The 17,866-nt window shown below is 44.9% G+C and carries 10 protein-coding genes; 7 read left to right on the plus strand and 3 right to left on the minus strand.

From position 1 onward, the window contains the following. Positions 1-12: 12 nt before the first annotated feature. From LYNGBM3L_RS02615 to LYNGBM3L_RS02625, 3 genes are all read left to right on the plus strand, one after another. The gene (locus LYNGBM3L_RS02615) at positions 13-1,317 is read left to right on the plus strand and encodes a family 8 glycosyl hydrolase (RefSeq protein ID WP_202799141.1); all 1,305 of its coding nucleotides are present in this window, start codon (positions 13-15) and stop codon (positions 1,315-1,317) included. Positions 1,318-1,506: 189 nt separating this feature from the next. Beyond that, positions 1,507-4,119: a cellulose biosynthesis cyclic di-GMP-binding regulatory protein BcsB gene (locus LYNGBM3L_RS02620; protein WP_008178723.1), complete on the plus strand. Its 2,613-nt coding sequence runs from the start codon at positions 1,507-1,509 to the stop codon at positions 4,117-4,119. Between the two features lie 169 nt (positions 4,120-4,288). Then, the gene (locus tag LYNGBM3L_RS02625; RefSeq protein ID WP_008178726.1) at positions 4,289-6,883 is read left to right on the plus strand and encodes a glycosyltransferase family 2 protein; all 2,595 of its coding nucleotides are present in this window, start codon (positions 4,289-4,291) and stop codon (positions 6,881-6,883) included. 196 nt (positions 6,884-7,079) lie between these two features. Here the strand turns inward: LYNGBM3L_RS02625 and LYNGBM3L_RS39470 are convergent, their stop codons facing one another. Beyond that, on the minus strand, positions 7,080-7,262 hold the full coding sequence (locus LYNGBM3L_RS39470) for a hypothetical protein (RefSeq protein WP_131827007.1): 183 nt from the start codon (positions 7,260-7,262) through the stop codon (positions 7,080-7,082). Positions 7,263-7,495: 233 nt separating this feature from the next. Then, positions 7,496-9,604: a cellulase family glycosylhydrolase gene (locus tag LYNGBM3L_RS46910; RefSeq protein WP_438941754.1), complete on the minus strand. Its 2,109-nt coding sequence runs from the start codon at positions 9,602-9,604 to the stop codon at positions 7,496-7,498. A 1,094-nt stretch (positions 9,605-10,698) separates the two neighbouring features. Between LYNGBM3L_RS46910 and LYNGBM3L_RS33585 the strand changes: the two genes are divergently transcribed. Continuing rightward, positions 10,699-11,478 (plus strand): hypothetical protein, encoded by a 780-nt coding sequence (locus LYNGBM3L_RS33585; RefSeq protein WP_008178731.1) that lies wholly within the window; start codon positions 10,699-10,701, stop codon positions 11,476-11,478. 333 nt (positions 11,479-11,811) lie between these two features. On the opposite strand, the gene LYNGBM3L_RS02640 is transcribed toward LYNGBM3L_RS33585, so the two are convergent. Beyond that, positions 11,812-12,183 (minus strand): hypothetical protein, encoded by a 372-nt coding sequence (locus LYNGBM3L_RS02640; protein ID WP_008178733.1) that lies wholly within the window; start codon positions 12,181-12,183, stop codon positions 11,812-11,814. Between the two features lie 343 nt (positions 12,184-12,526). Here LYNGBM3L_RS02640 and LYNGBM3L_RS39480 point away from each other — a divergent pair, with 343 nt between their 5' ends. The 3 genes from LYNGBM3L_RS39480 (at position 12,527) to LYNGBM3L_RS02650 (ending at position 17,540) form a co-directional block, all read left to right on the plus strand. After that, entirely contained in the window at positions 12,527-12,733 is a 207-nt protein-coding gene (locus LYNGBM3L_RS39480) for a hypothetical protein (protein ID WP_008178736.1), read from the plus strand. Positions 12,734-14,377: 1,644 nt separating this feature from the next. After that, complete coding sequence (locus LYNGBM3L_RS02645; protein WP_008178737.1) at positions 14,378-15,160, plus strand: HAD family hydrolase; 783 nt, start codon at positions 14,378-14,380, stop codon at positions 15,158-15,160. A 580-nt stretch (positions 15,161-15,740) separates the two neighbouring features. After that, positions 15,741-17,540, plus strand: coding sequence for an adenylate/guanylate cyclase domain-containing protein (locus tag LYNGBM3L_RS02650; RefSeq protein ID WP_229414267.1), 1,800 nt, complete (start codon positions 15,741-15,743; stop codon positions 17,538-17,540). The last annotated feature ends 326 nt before the right edge of the window (positions 17,541-17,866 follow it).

Raw genomic sequence — 17,866 nt, forward strand, 5'->3', positions numbered from 1 at the left:
CGCAAATTTACGATGTCATACAACAGCCGTCAAGGTTTATTTATGGGTCGCACCCTCAGCGTTTCTATCGTTACTTTCACCATTATGTTGTTGAGTCTATGGGGTTGTGCTCCCCATCAATTGTCAAGACGATCTCCAACCCCTTCACCACCCCAGTCATCACCAAGCAAAACGCCTTCAGTATACCGTGAGTATCCTGAACCAGAGGCTCCCCAGACTGCTTTACCTATAGACGAAAGCGGTATTATAGCAGAAAGTTGGACTGTATACAAAGAGAAATTTATTCAAAAAGACGGGCGAGTCATCGACTACGAAGCAAGCGATCGCTCAACCTCTGAAGGGCAAGCCTATGGGATGCTGCGAGCGGTAATTGCCAATGACCCCACCACCTTTGCCCTGACCTTAGAATGGTCTCAAAACAATCTCAAGCGCTCAGGAACTAATGGTACTCTCGAAGACCAACTTTGGGTGTGGAAGTGGGGTCGTGATCAAAGCGGTAACTGGGGTGCGATTGACAGAAATTTTGCCAGCGATGCCGATATTGATGCAGCAACAGCATTAATCCTAGCTTACCGCCGCTGGAATCGTCCGGAATACTTGGACTTAGCCTTAATTAAGCTGGAAGATTTGTGGAACTTGTCCACCAAAGAGGTAAGGGGAAAGCGCTATCTTTTGCCAGGACCTGTAGCAGCCTTTGTGCCTTCTCCATCAATTCTATATCTCAACCCCTCATATCTTGCTCCTTTCTCCTTTCGTCTCTTTGCCCAAGTTGACCCCAACCATGACTGGTTAAGTTTGGTGGATAGTAGCTACCAGGTGTTAAGAGAGTCTTCCCAGGTTTCTGCTGTAGGCTTACCCAGCGATTGGATAGCCTTTGACACCGAAACTGGTCAATTCCAGCCATTGCCACCAGACAGTCCACTCAAAAGTTCTTATAGCTTTGATGCCTACCGAGTGTGGTGGAGAGTTGCTTGGGATGCAGCTTGGTTCAATACCCCAGAAGCATTTTCCTATCTCGGTACTGCCACGCAGCATTTGCAATCCCTGTGGCGTTCTTCTTCAAAGCTGCCCGCCAGGATTGACATCCAGGGAAAACCAACGGTGACTTACGAAGCCACTTCCCAATATGCCATGCTTTATTCTGCCCTACGTTTAATTGAACCAGCCATGGCTAGAGAATTGATAGAGCAGAAACTAATACCACAATATCAGGAAGGGATTTGGGATGATCAATCGGCCTACTATACCCAAAACTTAGCTTGGTTAGGGTTATTGCCTACCACAGCCATCGACCGCAACCTGTTAAATCCCAGTTAGGGAGGGGAATAGTTTAAACATACCAATAACTATACCGATAAATATACCGATCAATCTATACCGATCAATCAGGTGATACAGGTGACAAAAATGGTCTCAATCGTTAAAGTTAAGCCTAAGCCATACAACTTTTCTTTATAAATTAAGGGTGATCTTACTATTCTCCTAGTATTCTCTATAGTTACAATTATGAAATTCTTGTTTCGCCGCTCCCAAGCCCAAGATCCTACGACTAATCATCAACGACGTGCTCTCTATGGTCCTAGATTATCCTTATTGCTGCTATGTACAAGCATGGTCTTAACCCTGGGCATCGGTACTACCCTAACTAGAGCTCAAGGGGACGGTAACCTCAGAAAACAGGAAGACCAGTTCATCCAGAAGTACACCTTACCCAAAACTCCCACTAAGGCTCCAGTCTACAAACCTAGACCTCGTCCTCGTCCTCGGCCAGCTGCCCGACCTAGACCAAAAGCTGCTCCGGCAGCGCCACGACAAAGACGCTCTAATCGTGCCCCAGCAAGGGTTGCTCCCGCCCGACCTCGGCCAGCTGCCCGACCTCAGCCACGGCGGACCCAATCCCCCTCCCAGCCCCAACCTCGTTCACAGCCCCAATCTACTCCAAATCCGATTTCTTCTACCCCGAATATCCCATTAAGTGAGTACATCTTGCAATTTAATCGCTCTCCGATTGTAGGCAATCGCCTCCGTATGCGGGGGGTTTATTCGGAAGCAAGACTGGGCTTTACCCGTCCTCGGGGTTGGAAGATAAAAACCGCCAAAGCCTTAATCCGCTTCCAGCATTCACCAGCCCTGATGGCAAATCGCTCTAACCTGACCTTGCGGATTAATGGCACCAGTGTGGCAAGTGTCCCTCTCAACCGCAAGCAGTCTCAGGTGGCTAACGTCATGTTTGCTATCCCAACGACCCTGATCCAGGACTACAATGAACTTTCCCTAGTAGCCCAGCAACACAACACCAAGGGTTGTACGGATGGAGGGGATGCCACGTTGTGGACTGAGGTTTTGCCGGATTCAAAATTAATCTTCCAATACCAAGTTGAACCTATTCCCCTAAACTTCAGTCGCTATCCTTATCCTTTCTTTGATCAACTCAGCTTAGATGCCAATCCCATTGCTTATATGCTGCCGCAGGGGAATGTCCAGACCCGATCCGTGGAGTCCTTAGAATCTTGGTTGACTGCTGCGCCTCGTTTACAGGCTTCCCTAGGCAGGTTGGCTGACTTCCGTCCCATTACCACCCGTTTGGTAGAGACTATCGACGAATTAGAGTGGGGCGATAGTTTAGTTGTGATGGGGACTCCTGGAAATCAACCGGTTTTGAAGTCTTTAGAACTGCCCTTTACCTTCTCCGGGAATCAAATTTTAGATGGGACTCAGATTCCCTTACCCGATGATGTCGGTGTGCTGGCACTTACCACCGTCAATGATGGCAGTAACCCGGTCTTGGTGGTGACTGGCAATGGTTCAGATGGCGTGAAAAAGGCTGCCCAGTTTTTAGTACAGCCAGATACCAGTAAACTTGGCACAGGTCAATTAATTTTCGTGGATCAGGTTCCGGATGTACCAATACCATCCTCCAGAAATTGGCCTGGTTATTTGCCAGAAGAAAATTCCTTTACTCTAGAAGACATCGCTACTCAGCCCAATGGTAAACCCTTTAAGGACGTCACAGTGCGAGGCACTTCAGCACCACCGGTAGAGTTTGATTTTCGGGCCTTACCGGATGATCGCTTTAAACGGGGCAGTTCCATGAATTTAGTTTACAGCTATGGTCCCCAGGTCAATCCTCGCACCTCTGCTGTAGAAGTCTTACTAGATGATGTACTAATTGGTGGTAAACGCTTGACCAAGAGGGATGGCTCACAGCGAGAAACCCTGAAAGTGGATCTTCCTGCCAATCTGATTAAACCCACCTCTAAAATCAAAGTTGCTTTCCGGCTGAACCCCAGGGAACCAGAGGAGTGTGGTAAAATCACCGATCAACAACTAACGGGTACGGTTCATGCTGAGACCAGCTTCAAAGTTAATCGGGAGCCCTCAGTTCAACTACCTAATCTAGAACTGTTGCAAGTAGGTTACCCATTTGCAGCTCCTCAAGATTTGTCTAATACAGCGATCGTGTTGTCAGAGACGCCATCTGATAACGATCTGCTCACCCTCATGGCTATCAGTGAGCGTTTAGGACGTCTAAGTAAGGCAGATTCAGTACAAATGGATGTTTACACCATTGAACAATTGCCTGATCAGATCAAGAGGAAGCGAAATCTAGTTGGAATTGGCACCAGGGAGGAATTTCCCTTTCCAGAGGTATTTGAGTCAAGTGGTTTGCGTTTGAGTAATGCTCTAGGACGTCAGTGGGGTGAAGCTAGTGTCCAGACTCTACCGGATAGTGAAGGGGTAATTAAACAAATCATGTCTCCCTATAACAATCAGCGGGTACTTTTGGCTTTGAGTGGTCAAACGGAAAATGGCTTAGACCGCGTGCGGCAGATTCTCACTAAAGATTCTTGGTTCTACCAGTTGCAGAAGGATACGGTTTTAGTTAGTAGTTATCAACAAGACCCTGCTGGTTATGACCCCGATGCCTATAAGCTAGAGTTCTTTGAACTAGCCGGTTCTAAGAAGCGCATTGAAAAAACCTCCGCCCTCAGTAAAGCATCGTTCTTCCTCCAACGAAACTGGTGGTTCCTAGCTTTAGGTATTCTGGGGGTAACCTTCCTACTTTATGGCATTAGCCAGTTGTACCTCAAGCGTGTGACAGATCAAAAAAGTCATTAGGAATTAGTGATTAGTGATTATTCTTTAGTTTTAATTAGTCTTTAGGATTGTTTGTCTATTAAATAGGATTAAATCAAAATTCCACTGTCAGCTATCAGCTGATAGCTGACGGCTGAATACTTACATCAATATTAGTTTCACATCTCAAATCAAAATGCTATAAATTGCTATGTCTTTTTCCTTATTCAAACAATCGAGAAATAGGCAAAATCGCCCTCGTCGATCCCCTGTAATTACATTACTCGTTGATCGCCTACCTCGGTTTTTTGACCGAGTCCTAGCACGGCTAGGGTCGAATCACTTGTCGTGGCTGATTTTGCTGCTGGTGTTGCTATCCATACCCCTGATTACTACACCCCTAACAGTCAGGCAGCAGGGGATTGTAGCGATCGCACTAATATTGGTTGGTCAAGTGGTAGTGCGCACTGAAGCCAAACAATCTGATAAAACAGTCAGTGAGTATTTTCATCTGTTTTTAGTATGGCTGAGCCTGGTGACCACCATGCGCTACCTATACTATCGCTTTGCCTATACCCTAAATTTTGATACTTGGATCAACGGGTTTTTCTGTGTGCTGTTGTTGGGGGCGGAATTGTATGCAATTCTAACCCTATTGCTAGCTTATTTTCAAACTCTCAAAATCAAAGACCGAGAAACCGTTGATCTGGCTAACTATCCTCAAGACCAATGGTTCAAGGTTGATATCTACATTCCAACCTACAACGAGCCTGTGGAAATTGTCCGCAATACAGCAGTAGCCGCTCTGGCTATGGACTATCCGGAGGATAAAAAACAAGTCTATGTCTTAGATGATGGCAGAAAGTATCCAGAGCGTCGCAAAAAGTTGAAGCAGATGTGCGAAGAAATCGGCTGTAAATTGCTGACTAGACCTAACAATGATCATGCCAAGGCAGGTAATATCAACACAGCGTTTAATACTACCAAGGGCGATCTGGTATTGATTCTGGACTGCGATCACATTCCAGTGCGAAAATTGCTGATGCGCACAGTCGGGTTTTTCTACAACCCAAACGTATCCTTTGTGCAAACGCCCCACTGGTTCTTTAACCCCGACCCCTTTGAGCGAAATCTCCAGACTAAGGGTGAGATTCCAGTGATGAATGAACTCTTTTATAAAGTACTGCAAAAGGGCAATGACTTCTGGAATGCTTCCTTTTTCTGTGGCTCAGCAGCGGTAATTCGCAAAAACCATGCGCTGGAGATTGGGGGAATTGCCGTTGAAACCGTTACAGAAGATTGTCACACGGCCTTCCGACTCCATTCCTTAGGTTATGAGTCAGTGTACTATGACCAGATTATGGTTGCTGGCTTAGCCCCTGAAACCTTTGCCTCCTATGTGGGTCAGCAAGTGCGTTGGGCAAGGGGAATGGCTCAGATTCTACGGCTAGAATTCCCCTTGTTGAACTGGAAGGCAAAACATCTCACCTTAGGCCAGCGGATTTGTTATTTTTCAGCCACCTCCCACTTCTTCTATGGCTTTCCCCGGCTGATTTACGCTGTCACTCCCACTCTATTCCTATTGTTTGGCATCAATCCCATTCAGGGTTTGGGGCTAGAAACCTTATTTTATGCCCTGCCCCATCTACTGATTAGCCTCAATGCTAACTATATCACCTACAAAGAAGTTCGCTTTTCCTTCTGGAACGAGGTGTTTGAATTTGTGATGTCATTCCAGACGGGGTATGTCACTCTGATGGCGGTGATTAACCCCAAGCTCGGTTCATTTAATGTAACTGACAAGGGGGTATCGGTTAGTCAGCGGAGTTTTGATTGGCAGTCAGTACAGGGTCTTTTGGTAGTAACAGCTATAGTGATTGCTGCCTTACTAGCTGTTCCCTTTTGGCTGCTGCTCCGTCCAGAAGATGCAGAAGCGGTCTTGGTTAACGCCATGTGGTGCGTCTTTAACTTGATTCTGCTGACAGCAGGTTTGTTGGTTGCCTTTGAACAACCCCAACAACGCCCCAAACACCGCCTGCTACGACGCCTTCCGGTGACAATTCACACCACTGACCAGAGTTGGCCAGGGGAAACGGTTAATATCTCAGAAAGCGGAGTTTTAATTGCCTTAGATAGCTGGCCCAACCTACCTGATCAAGTAGACCTTGAAATTGTGGGAGATTACGGCAGACGAGCCTTTGTTGCTGGAGAAATTATCCGCAAGACACCGATTAGTGACCATCAAGTTCACCTTGCGATTAATTTGATCAACCTCACTCAAGCTCAGCTAGATGATTTAGTCCTAGTAATTTATTCCGATGTCAGGGAGTGGTATTCCCAGAAGCGTGCGACCTTAGACCGACCCATGGGCTCCTTAGGTTTCTTAGCCACTGGTGTGTTCCGTGCCTTCCGAGAGTTGAATACCCAAACTAGTACTAAGGTGCGTAAACAGATTAGGGCTACTGTTCAGCTTTATTGGGAAGGTAAGTTTTACAGTGGTAGGGCAACTGAAATGGGAGTGATGAGTTTACGGGTTGAATTAGAACGCAGCACTGCCTATTCTGATACCACGGAGCAAACTAGTCCATTGCTCACACCAGAAGATTTACGAAGAATGGAGCAAGACCAACCCTTCGTTGGCTTGCTATTGAGTCAGGAATCGACTAACCAGTTACCACAGCGATTGTTGGCTCAAATTGTGGATGTCGAAGATTTATCCGATCAAGTTGCCATTGAGTTGAAGTTCCCAGACCAATTAAAGCAGAAACAGGAGACCAAAATTAAACAGCTTTTGAAAGTACTGTAGTTGAAGGTTTAATCAGGTTGAAGGTTTAATCAGGTTGAAGGTTTAATCGGGTTGAACGCGCACGCGTGGCCTATTGGCCAAGGTTGAAGGTTTAATCGGGTTGAACGCGCACGCGTGGCCTATTGGCCAAGGTTGACGGTTTAATCGGGTTGAACGCGCACGCGTGGCCTATTGGCCAAGGTTGACGGTTTAAACCTCACGGGGTAACAACAACCCTAAAGCTCTCTGGGTGATTGTGGGAGTAGTCCCAGTGCTTCGGCGTTCGCGTAGCGTCGCCGTAGGCCAATGGCATCTCAATCAGGGGAGATGTCAGAAATGCGATTGGGTAAATCCTGCCAGGGCGATGCGTTCGCGTAGGGTGGCCGTAGGCCAATCCCATTCAACTTTTATTTATCAAAAGGGAGAGTTTGAGAGGGAAAAGAATACCCCTTGACTAATAGTTTGGGGATGAATTTTCCCTTTCAAATAGTGTTAAGATAAAAGATAAAGGTCTTAAAAAACTGGGAATTGACCTTACTCAGCTACCCCCGGTGCGGGGGAAAGTTACGCCCTAGGAGATAACAATCTATTTGGTTGTGCCTGGGAATCCCCATCCAAGACGGTTGGGGAAGTTCAATGCCCTGATGCCAACATTTGCTTGGGTTTGTAGTCAGACCCCAGCTTGTTGGCACAGAATCCTAAATGACGGCTTTGACCAGGTTCGATCAATCGTCCCCAATCCAGCGGGGTGACCACATAGTCTTTAGAGGATTGAGAGTTTTCCATGTTACGGGGTTGGAAATTACCATTCCAACTATTGTTAATTGCAGCTTGATTCATTTGGAATGTTAATTCCCAGTCTTCAACCTTAGTACTGCCCTCATTGATAACCTGTATACCGATGCAAAATCCTTCTTGCCAATCTGAATGCAGGTTAGGTACCACTTTTAAAGGGACACGGTTTCGAGTCTGTGACCTTGTAGAGAGATTAGGGTTAGGGAGATTAGGGCTAGGTTCGGGTGTTGGCATTGGCTCCCTTAAACCTTGGTTGGTATCCGGTGGCGGTGAAGGTAAGGGTGCCATGCCGCTGGGTTTGGCACTGGGGGATGGTAAAGGTAGTGGCTCCTTTAAACCTGGATTAGCAAGGGGTGACGGTAGGGGAAGGGGTGTAACTTGCCTTGGTGTGACAGTTGGTGATGGTGCAGGTAAAGGTGCCGGTAACGGTGCGATTACACCAGGGTTAGTACGCAGGTTAGGTGCCGGTAACGGTGCGATTACACCAGGGTTAGTACGCAGGTTAGGTGCCGGTAACGGTGCGATTACACCAGGGTTGTTACGCAGGTTAGGTGGGGGTAGTGGTGCCACGCTCCTGGGTGTGGGATTGGATAGGGATGGAGGTAGTGGTGCAACCCTCCTGGGTGTGGGATTAGAGAGGGGTGGAGGTAGTGGTGCAACCCTCCTGGATGGTTGCCCACTTGGTGTTGGTGTAGGCATTTGCCCGATTGAGCTGGGTTGGGAATTTGGCAATGGCGTGGGCATTGGTTTGGTTCTGCCTGGTGGGAAACTTGGTCGCCGTATGGAAATTGACGGGATAATCGGAGCAACTCCCACGTTCGGGGCGAAATTGTTGGCAATTAGCAGTCCCTGAAGCAGTTGTTGTTTAGGACCCTCCAAACTCTGCCAATCATCTTGCAGGATCCCGCCAGTATCCCCACTATTGGGATTCCAACTCCAGTAGGCAAAACTTAGATTGTTTCGATTAATGTAATCTACCAGCCGCCGCTTCCAGAGTCCCTCTTTTGAGTTAGGGTCTACCTCCTTACCACCGAATTCTCCGATCAAAATCGGCGCAATGCCTTCTCTAGCGATATAGTTCCAAGCAATTTCCCAGCGGTATTCCAAATTGTTAGGGAAACTCGGTTCTGAAAACCAAGGGTGATTGAAAACTCCAGGGCCGTATTCATGGGGGGAATAGACCAGCTTATTGGCATTAGACAAACGTACTGGATATTCCCTAACCCCTTCCAGATTACCCCCATGCCAATGGGTTGCTAGTCGTTGACGTGGAACATTCTTTTCCACACCTTCAACAACTATCAGCCAATTGGGGTTGACCGCAAGAATGGCATTACCAGCCCTCTGTGCTGCCAGTCGCCAGTCAGTGGCTAGATCGTTTGTTCCCCAGCTGGCTCGACCATGGGGTTCATTTTTCAGGTCTGCACCAATGACATTAGGCTGATTGCGGTAACGAGTTGCCAGCATTTTCCAGGTTTCTATCCAATCAGTTTCCGTAAACCCATCCCCATACCATAATGGAGGAATACGTTGGTCATTGAGTCGGTGACAGTCCAACAAAATTAATATGCCTTGCTGCTGGGCTTCCTTGATAATGGCATCCATGACCTCCAAGGGCGATTTACCGTAAAGCTCCCGATTGTTACCGATGTTGAAATCAATCCCACTGACCTCTGAGGCTCTTAGGGATTGGATAGAAAACGGCAGCCGAATCATGTTGTAGCCCAAGCTTTTGATCTGCGCCAACATATCCTTGTAGTCTCGTTTCCACAACCCATGAGGAGCATGCAACTCTGTCTCAATCCCAAACCAGTTCACCCCTCTGAGTAATATCGGGCGACCTAGGGAATCAAGTAGTTGTGATCCTTGGGTAGAAAGAGGTAGCTGCATGGTTCTTGCTGCATTGGCTGCATCAACAGGATGGTGAGAAGGCAAGGTTAATTCCATCAGGGATAAAAAGACTAACGCTAAGCCAAGACCAATGATTCGCCAAGGAAGTGTAAATTTGGTTCGCTGGTACTTAGGAAGCCTACTATGCCCAGGCTTGCGCCGTCGAGGCTGCCCGAAATGGCTGATGATTGTCAGCAGGATAGTTGATAGGATGCGGGCAACTCGGGATATGTGCCGGAAAAATCTAGACATCGGTTTCTACAAGAGAAGAGGTAGAGTTAGTCACAACTAGAGGTGCGACCCGTGGCAAATTTAATTCGCCAAGGTCAAGCGCACCTAAGAACTTGAGATTGAGCTTCCTTCACCCTGGCTAACTCGACAAACTAAATTAAGCAACTATATATAGGGCAATGGGTAGGTGACGATAGACAATCCCTTAATATCAATACCCAAAACTAGCCCTAATGTCAGTGTATCTCGTCAAAACCGAAACCAGAAAATGCCCCTGATTAAAAATCCTGTAATGCTTGATGGGTAAAGCCTAGAGTCGAAATCAGCAGGTGCGACCCAAGGGCGATTTACTCGCCCATTGGAAAGCGCACCTATAGGAATTTCTGGTGGGGGTTACACAACCTTCACAAAGTATTTTGACAGATTCCAAAGACTAAGTCAGGGCAGGTATTAAAAAAACTCAACAACTTTTGGGGGGGCATACAGTCAAATACTTATTGAACATGGGTTTTAGCTCCATAACCCTTTTTAGTTTCCCCCACATCCACGTTGAAAACCGTCCCTTTTTCAGGGAGTATTGTGAGCTACATAGCCCCTGAATTGTAAAGCTTTCAGGTGATCACTAGGAACTGCAAGTTTCAATCTAGACCGGGTTTATATAGCTTTACTAGTTATTCATATAAAATTCATCAAGTTAGTGAACCGTTTCATGAAAGTTTTATGAAACATGGGCTCACTACGGATTAACTTAAAGAAAAGCGAAAGTATTAAGGGGTGTAGCTACAAAAAACTTCTGCCGCTGACCACTGATAAGTAGTGAGCCAAAGACTAAACTCTTGACAATTTGATCAAACTTGGCAGAGTTTGCACGGCTCAGGTTAAATGGCTTATGCGGCAACTATCCAAGGAAACTACTGATTATGACATCTCCGATTAAACAATTTGTCCTGAAACCGATCGTATTTTCAGCTGCACTGTTTGCAGTCCTAACCATACCACTGGCTTGGTTTGGCTCTGAACCTTTGAATATCCAAGTGCAAGAGGAGCCAGTGTTTGATGGTAAACTAATGGACGTAGCTCCACCTTACTTGGGCTTAGCAGCGCTACTAAGTGTGACTCTAGGAACTGCTACGGTGGCGATCACTGGATGGCGCTCCGCTGACCGCAACCGGTCTGATATAGAGGCACAGTTATCCGGTCTTGAGGAAAATCTCAAGAAAAAGGAGGAATTGTTAGAGACACTTCAGCTCTCAGACTCTAGGTTAGATGCTTCTGGACTCAGGGAGTTTACCTCAGATAAAGACACTTCAGTATCTTTGAACGACAACTACCAGCCAATTACCAATCTTGAGCAAGTCAGTTCTGAACCCTTGCCCAAAACCTACCATCCGATTCCCGAAACTGGGTCGGTAACTGAACCAGTAATCATTAACACTCAAGCAGTGGACCATGAACCATCCACTAAACCCCCCACTAAACCCGACTTGGACGTGCGAGCAGCTACGGCTAGGTTTCCATCGGTTCAATCATTTCTAGCCTATGCTCCACCCAATGCTGCTCAGGAGCCACAGATTAACCCAACTTCCCTTAATCGTGATGAGTTTGACCAACTCTACACTAAAATTCAGCATCTGATGTCTCAGATGGTCACTGTAAAAAAGGCTATGGAAAGACGGTCACCCAAAACTTCACTCGAGTAGTCGTGATCAGATAGCTACCAAAAAAACTTGGTAATGGCTAATTCCTAGATATTGATAGTTAAGTCATATCAAGGGTTAGTCATTATCTTTTCTTACTAGTCAAACCGGAATCTTACGACGTAATGTTTTAATAAAAGCCCTAATCACCTCAGCTGGAGTGTTTCTAGTCTGTTCATAATGTTGATGTGGATTGCTTCAATAATTCTATTGCTTCAATAATTCAAGGTCTGATTCTTAAAGAATTATCGTCACAAAGTATGCAAGCACTGTCAAGATCAATGCTGAATTGCTTGAATGCACCCTGACTATGCACTGACATCATATGCACTGACATCAATTAAGCTCAGAATGATTGGAAAGCATTGCTACAATGCGGTCGAACCTTTTCCTATTTTGCCAACCTAGCCATAGGGGGAGAACTTGGGATTCTGCTAATTCTAGTACCAAGGATTGAATTTCTTGGTCAGATGCCTGTCCATAAAGCAGTAGTACTAAGAACCCATTGAGTTGCCGTGCCATTGTTTTAGCTTGAGGTAAGGCATCTATAGCTTCAGTCCAATGGACAGGGAACATCAAATGAAGTGGCTTATCGTCTCCCATGTGGATGAGAGTGGGTTTGAGGAGATTGCAAGTTCCATGAGGTCCCTCGTACCAAGGGCGATGATTTTCTAGGTACGCAGCTTCTGACTTTACCCAAGTATTCATTTTGTACCTCTAAGTTTATTATAGCTCTTATTTTCTTTATGGTAATTGATGAAAAATGGATTCGCTAAAATTCGTTGTAGTCTACAACGAACAAATCCTCTTAGGGTTTGCTCTTGAGAATTTATCCCGTGGGATAATAACTTATTACCATTGGTATCCCAAGGTAATAGGTCTGGTGATATAAACGCTAAATTTATGTAGCTGTAGCTGTCGTAGTTGATTCTCTAAAAAGAACATGGATTGGTAGTATTTAGTCAGTTATGCAATGTTATAACGCTTAAATTTTAAAAAAATCCATAGTTTGCAATTAGTTTTTTTAAGTTATACTTTAGTTAACGACTAATTGAATTTATGGCCAATTTATCTTGACTTATATCCCCACACCAGTGAGGCGGGAATAACTTACGAGGAAGCGAGTTTTTTCAGTTATTGCTCTGACCAAGAGTCAAGATTTAGAGTGACAGTAACCTGGGATGAACCCGAAAAATTTCCCTTTACCTTTATCCTTATTGTGATGGCCAGGGTGCATCTCACTGTCTTGATGCAATAGCGAGTGGTTTGAAGTTACCGTAAGACAGTTGAGCCTTATTCACATAACTTAAACCAAATACCCATAACCTGCCGACGCTCATTGGCTCAACGTAATCAGGTTTCATCTCCGGGGGTTTCCCCCAAGACCGCGCTACCTCGCTGCATCGCTTTTACAATTAGGCAAAAATTCGCGCGAAAATTCCCACACTTCCCGCGCCCGGGCCCCACACTTCCCACACTTCCCTTCTTTTTTACAAATATGAGATGCACCCGATGGGCACAGGACAAGGGCTGATCGAAAAACTTGATCTCAAAAACCCTGGATTAGGTGGTGACTCCTATTAGTTTTTATGGTTCCTTGAGGAGGAATAGTGGTTTGGATTAACAAGTATAGCATTTTCAGGTGAAATGAAAACGCTATATACCTTGAGAGCTCCTCACTTATATATAGCGCTATAGTAATTGAGTAATTTAGTCAGTAATGCGATTGGCCGTAGGCCACGCTACGGGAACGCATATTTCCCAAGCCAGCAGTCCCTCACCAAGATCAAATTCTGAAACTCTGACCAAAGAGGGACTTTTGCATACATGACGTTTGCCTTTTCAAAAAAGGTACCCACACGGGTACTGTCCAAAGCTGGTGGCGTTTTCCATACTCAAAATACGAGTAAACAACACACAAGAAACGCAATGACCAGACATGGCCGACTCTATCTAAGAGATGTTCCCCAAGATCCAGATTCTACGATGGTAGGTTTGGCAGGCTTTTTCCTTCCCCCTCTTATCGAGCTCAGCGAAACCTGTTGCGGCATCTGACCTTTAGTCTAGCATCAGGACAAGCAGTTTCGAGAGCACTACGGATTAAACCGTATGTCTTATAGCGTTTCTCACAGTTATGAGGTACAGTCTTCTTGGAAGCTGATTCCCTGTTAGGTGCGCTTTCCGCATCTAATTATTAAATTCGCCACGGGTCGCACCTCTTGATGCAGCGCATCCCTATTCCCTATTCCCTATTCCCTATTCCCTATTCCCTCTTTTTTCTTCCCAGATCCGCTGTTCCGGTGATCTGCTGTTCCCTAAAATCCCGAAATTGTGTACCTCATAGCTATGATAATTGCTATATCTAAATCAAGACCAGGATTGGAGACCAACACTGGCTTCACATCCAGGCATATTTGGTATTGTCGATCTTCTTAAATTTGCTGGAGTTGCATAGAGACTATAGCAATCCTAAATCATTTCTAAAATCACTGGACTTCTTAAAAACTAGCTCCAACTCCTGTCCCTTCTGCATAGCTGCCTTCTGCCTTCTGCCTTAAAGCAGCCCATTTATTTCACGAATCAGATCGGATTGCTATATCACTTGATAGGGTGCTATAAAATTATACCAATTCACTAAAACCTTGCTATCTATTATAGCAATCCTAAATCATTTGTAAAATCACTGGACTTCTTAAAAACTAGTTCCAACTCCGGTCCCTTCAGCATAGCTGCCTTCTGCCTTCTGCCTTAAAGCAGCCCATTTCTTTCACGAATCAGATCGGATTGCTATATTGCATAATGGTAAAGATTAAGGGGAAAATGTAAAGGTAAAATCTTTGACTTTTTTCCCTTAATCTTGAGTATAGTAATTTGTAGTATTCATAAGTATTAATTAAGTGAAATGGTACCCACAATTCTGGCTCTCGACTTTGACGGTGTTCTGTGTAACGGACTATTAGAGTATTTTCAGACCGCGTGGCGTACATACTGTCAAATTTGGAAACCCGCTAGTCAAACACCACCCGAGAATTTAGCAGCTAGCTTCTACCGCTTACGACCTGTGATCGAAACCGGCTGGGAAATGCCAATATTGATTCACGCGCTGATTCTCGGTATTTCAGAAGAGAAGATTTTGCAGGATTGGTCAGCAGTTGCCCAGTCTATCGTTAATTCCGAGACCTTAGACAGAACCGATATAGCTAAGCAGTTAGACACTATTCGGGATAAATGGATTACCACCGATTTAGATGCTTGGTTGAGTCTACACCAATTTTATCCTGGTGTGATTGAGCGGTTGGATCAAATACTTTCTACAAATACCACACAGCTATATATTGTTTCTACTAAAGAAGGACGCTTCATCAAGCAGCTATTGCAGCAACAAGGTATTAACTTACCACAAGAGAGGATTATTGGCAAGGAGTCCAAACGACCCAAACATCAAACCCTACGACAATTAATTGAAACTTTTCCAGGGGAAGCCGTAACACTATGGTTTGTGGAAGATCGGCTCAAGACCCTTCAATCTGTGCAACAGCAGCCAGACCTCAAACCGGTGAAACTGTATCTAGCTGATTGGGGCTACAACACCAAAGCTGAGCAAGAATCTGCTGGTCATGACCCGAGAATTCAGTTGTTGTCTCTTGAGCAATTTTCCCAGGATTTTTCAAATTGGCTCGATTAACTATTAGGTATTAGGTAAGCTATCAGCTATCAGCTATCAGCTATCAGCTATCAGCTATCAGCTATCAGCTATCAGCTAATGCGCTACAGATGGTGCTACTGTTCGCGCAGCACCTCAAGTAGCGCAATCGGTGCTTTTAGGTGCGACCCGTGGGGCATTTAATAATTAGATGCGGAAAGCGCACCTTTGAATAAAAGAGGTAAGCATTCTTTTAATGTGAGTTAAGTCTTTTAAATAAAAGACTTAAGCATTCATTTAATTTGAGTTATGTTACAGCGCTTGTGGCCTGTGCCACAAAGCTGACGCCTGACAGCTAGCTGTTCGCGTAGCGTGAGCTAAAAGCTCACGGCTGAATGCTTACGGTATTAGTCCTTCTGGAAGCGAAATTTAGGTTTTGGCAGCATTTCAGAGAACTCTATAACTATCACCTCTGAGATTGTCTTCTCAACCAGGGGTGAAAGGGATTTTGAATAAAACGCTTTTCGGTTAGGGTTTCTATGGGATGCGACACCTAATTTTTAAATTCTGGAACTGGTTACTAAACCAAATTTTTCAGAGAATAATCCTGGTTCTAACGATCATGTTTTGCCTGGGAGTGGGAATTGCCCTCTCAAGTATGTCTCGTCTGTCAATGGATCTAATTGAATCCCACGCACTAGAGTATTCAGCCTTATCCGCTCAACTTATTAATGAGGCACGTAACCTCTACAGTACTGAGGTGGTTACTCGTGCTAAAACTGTTGATGGGATTACCGTTACCCATGACTACACTACCAAAAAAGGGGGAATTCCTAATCCAGCTACCTATGTGATAGAACTGGGTTCGCGCATCAGTGCCAATGATACGGGAGCTTTAATCAGGCTTTACAGTGACTATCCCTTTCCCAATCGACAAGGTGAAGGGGGTCCGAAAGATGATTTTGAATGGGATGCACTCAGATTCTTGAGAAAATATCCCACTCAGTCATTTTTTCGCCAAGAGCAGATCCAAGGTCGTTCTTCATTTCGATATGCAGAAGCCATCATTATGCAGCATAGCTGCATTGCTTGTCATAACAGCCATCCGGATAGTCCCAGAATGGATTGGAAAGTAGGAGATGTCAGAGGTGTTTTGGAAATAATTCAGCCTCTAGACAAATTTGTGGTACACACACAAATGGGTCTGAGGAGTACATTTATCACCTTAGGAGGACTATCTGTGTTGGCACTCTCAGGGCTAATTCTGGTTATCGGTAGATTGCGTCAAACAGCAAAGGAATTAACAAGGCGGGTTAGGGAACGCACGGCTGATTTGGCTGAAGCTAACCAAGATTTAGAAAAAAGGAATCAAATCATTAGTCAGATTTTTTGGCGTTACCTGAGTAAGGAAGTGGTAGATAAGTTACTGGAAAAACCCGAAGAATTGAAACTGGGAGGCCAGCGCAAAACTCTCACCATACTAACCTCTGATTTAAGAGGATTTACAGCGCTATCAGAACGATTGCTTCCGGAAGAAGTGGTTAAAATTCTCAATCTCTATCTGAAACATATGTCAGAGGTGATTACTAAATACCAAGGAACCATTGATAAGTTCATGGGTGATGGAATTTTGGTTTTGTTTGGTGCTCCTACGGCGAGAGAAGACGATACAAAACGGGCAGTGGCTTGTGCTGTGGCGATGCAATTGGCAATGGTTCCTGTCAACGAAACGATGAATGAGTGGGGCTATCCACCTCTAGAAATGGGTATTGGTATCAACACAGGTGATGTTGTGGTGGGTAATATTGGCTCGGAAAAACGCACCGATTACAGTGTAGTGGGTAGCCAAGTCAACTTAACCTATCGCATTGAATCCTATACCATAGGTGGTCAAATTCTTATTTCACAATCTACCTTTGAACAGGTTAAGTCAATCGTGATTACTCACGGGCACAAACAGGTACAACCAAAAGGGGTTAAACAGCCAATTACTATCTATCAAGTTGTGGGTATTGGTGATGACTATAATCTCTTTCTACCTAAAGAAGATGAAGAATTTTTTTTCCTTCCTAAAGCCATACCACTCACCTACAAAATTTTGGAAGAAAAGCATATCGGTAAAAATCTTTTTCTTGGAAGTTTAGTTCAGCTTTCAGCTAAGGGAGCGAAAGTGCGTTCCTATGAGATAATAAGAGAGAATTTCCCGGTAGAGCTAAGTAATATAAGCCTGAATATATTAAATCAATACCAAGCAGAATATAGTGATGATATCTATGCTAAAGTGACGTCAATTGAACCAGAAAATAAAGGTTTTTATATCCGTTTTACATCCCAACCTCCAGAGGTAAATAAAATGCTTGATTCTCTATACAAGTCGATAAATGATAGAAGTGAATATAAGGCGTTAGGTATCAACAGTTAGCCGTCAGCTAGGGAAAGGCAAGAGGCAAGAGGCAAGAGGCAAGAGGCAAGCGTCGTATATAGGGATTTTTGGTAGTGATGCAGCACGGTCTTGGGGGAAACCCCCATGAGCGACTGCCGTTCCACGGGGCGTACAAGGTGCGTCGCGGTGTTCCGCACACAGACCCAAAACCACTCGTTATTGCATCAAGACAATGTATTTTTAGTTTATTGAATCCCTTGCTATTTAAGGGTTTAAGCTGATTTAAACTACTCATTTACTATAATCAGTCTAGGAGATACCGGAATGAATATTGCAGTGTGGTGTAGAATAAAGTAAGCAGAAAA

This window comes from Moorena producens 3L (assembly GCF_000211815.1).
GTDB classification, from domain to species: Bacteria; Cyanobacteriota; Cyanobacteriia; order Cyanobacteriales; family Coleofasciculaceae; genus Moorena; species Moorena producens.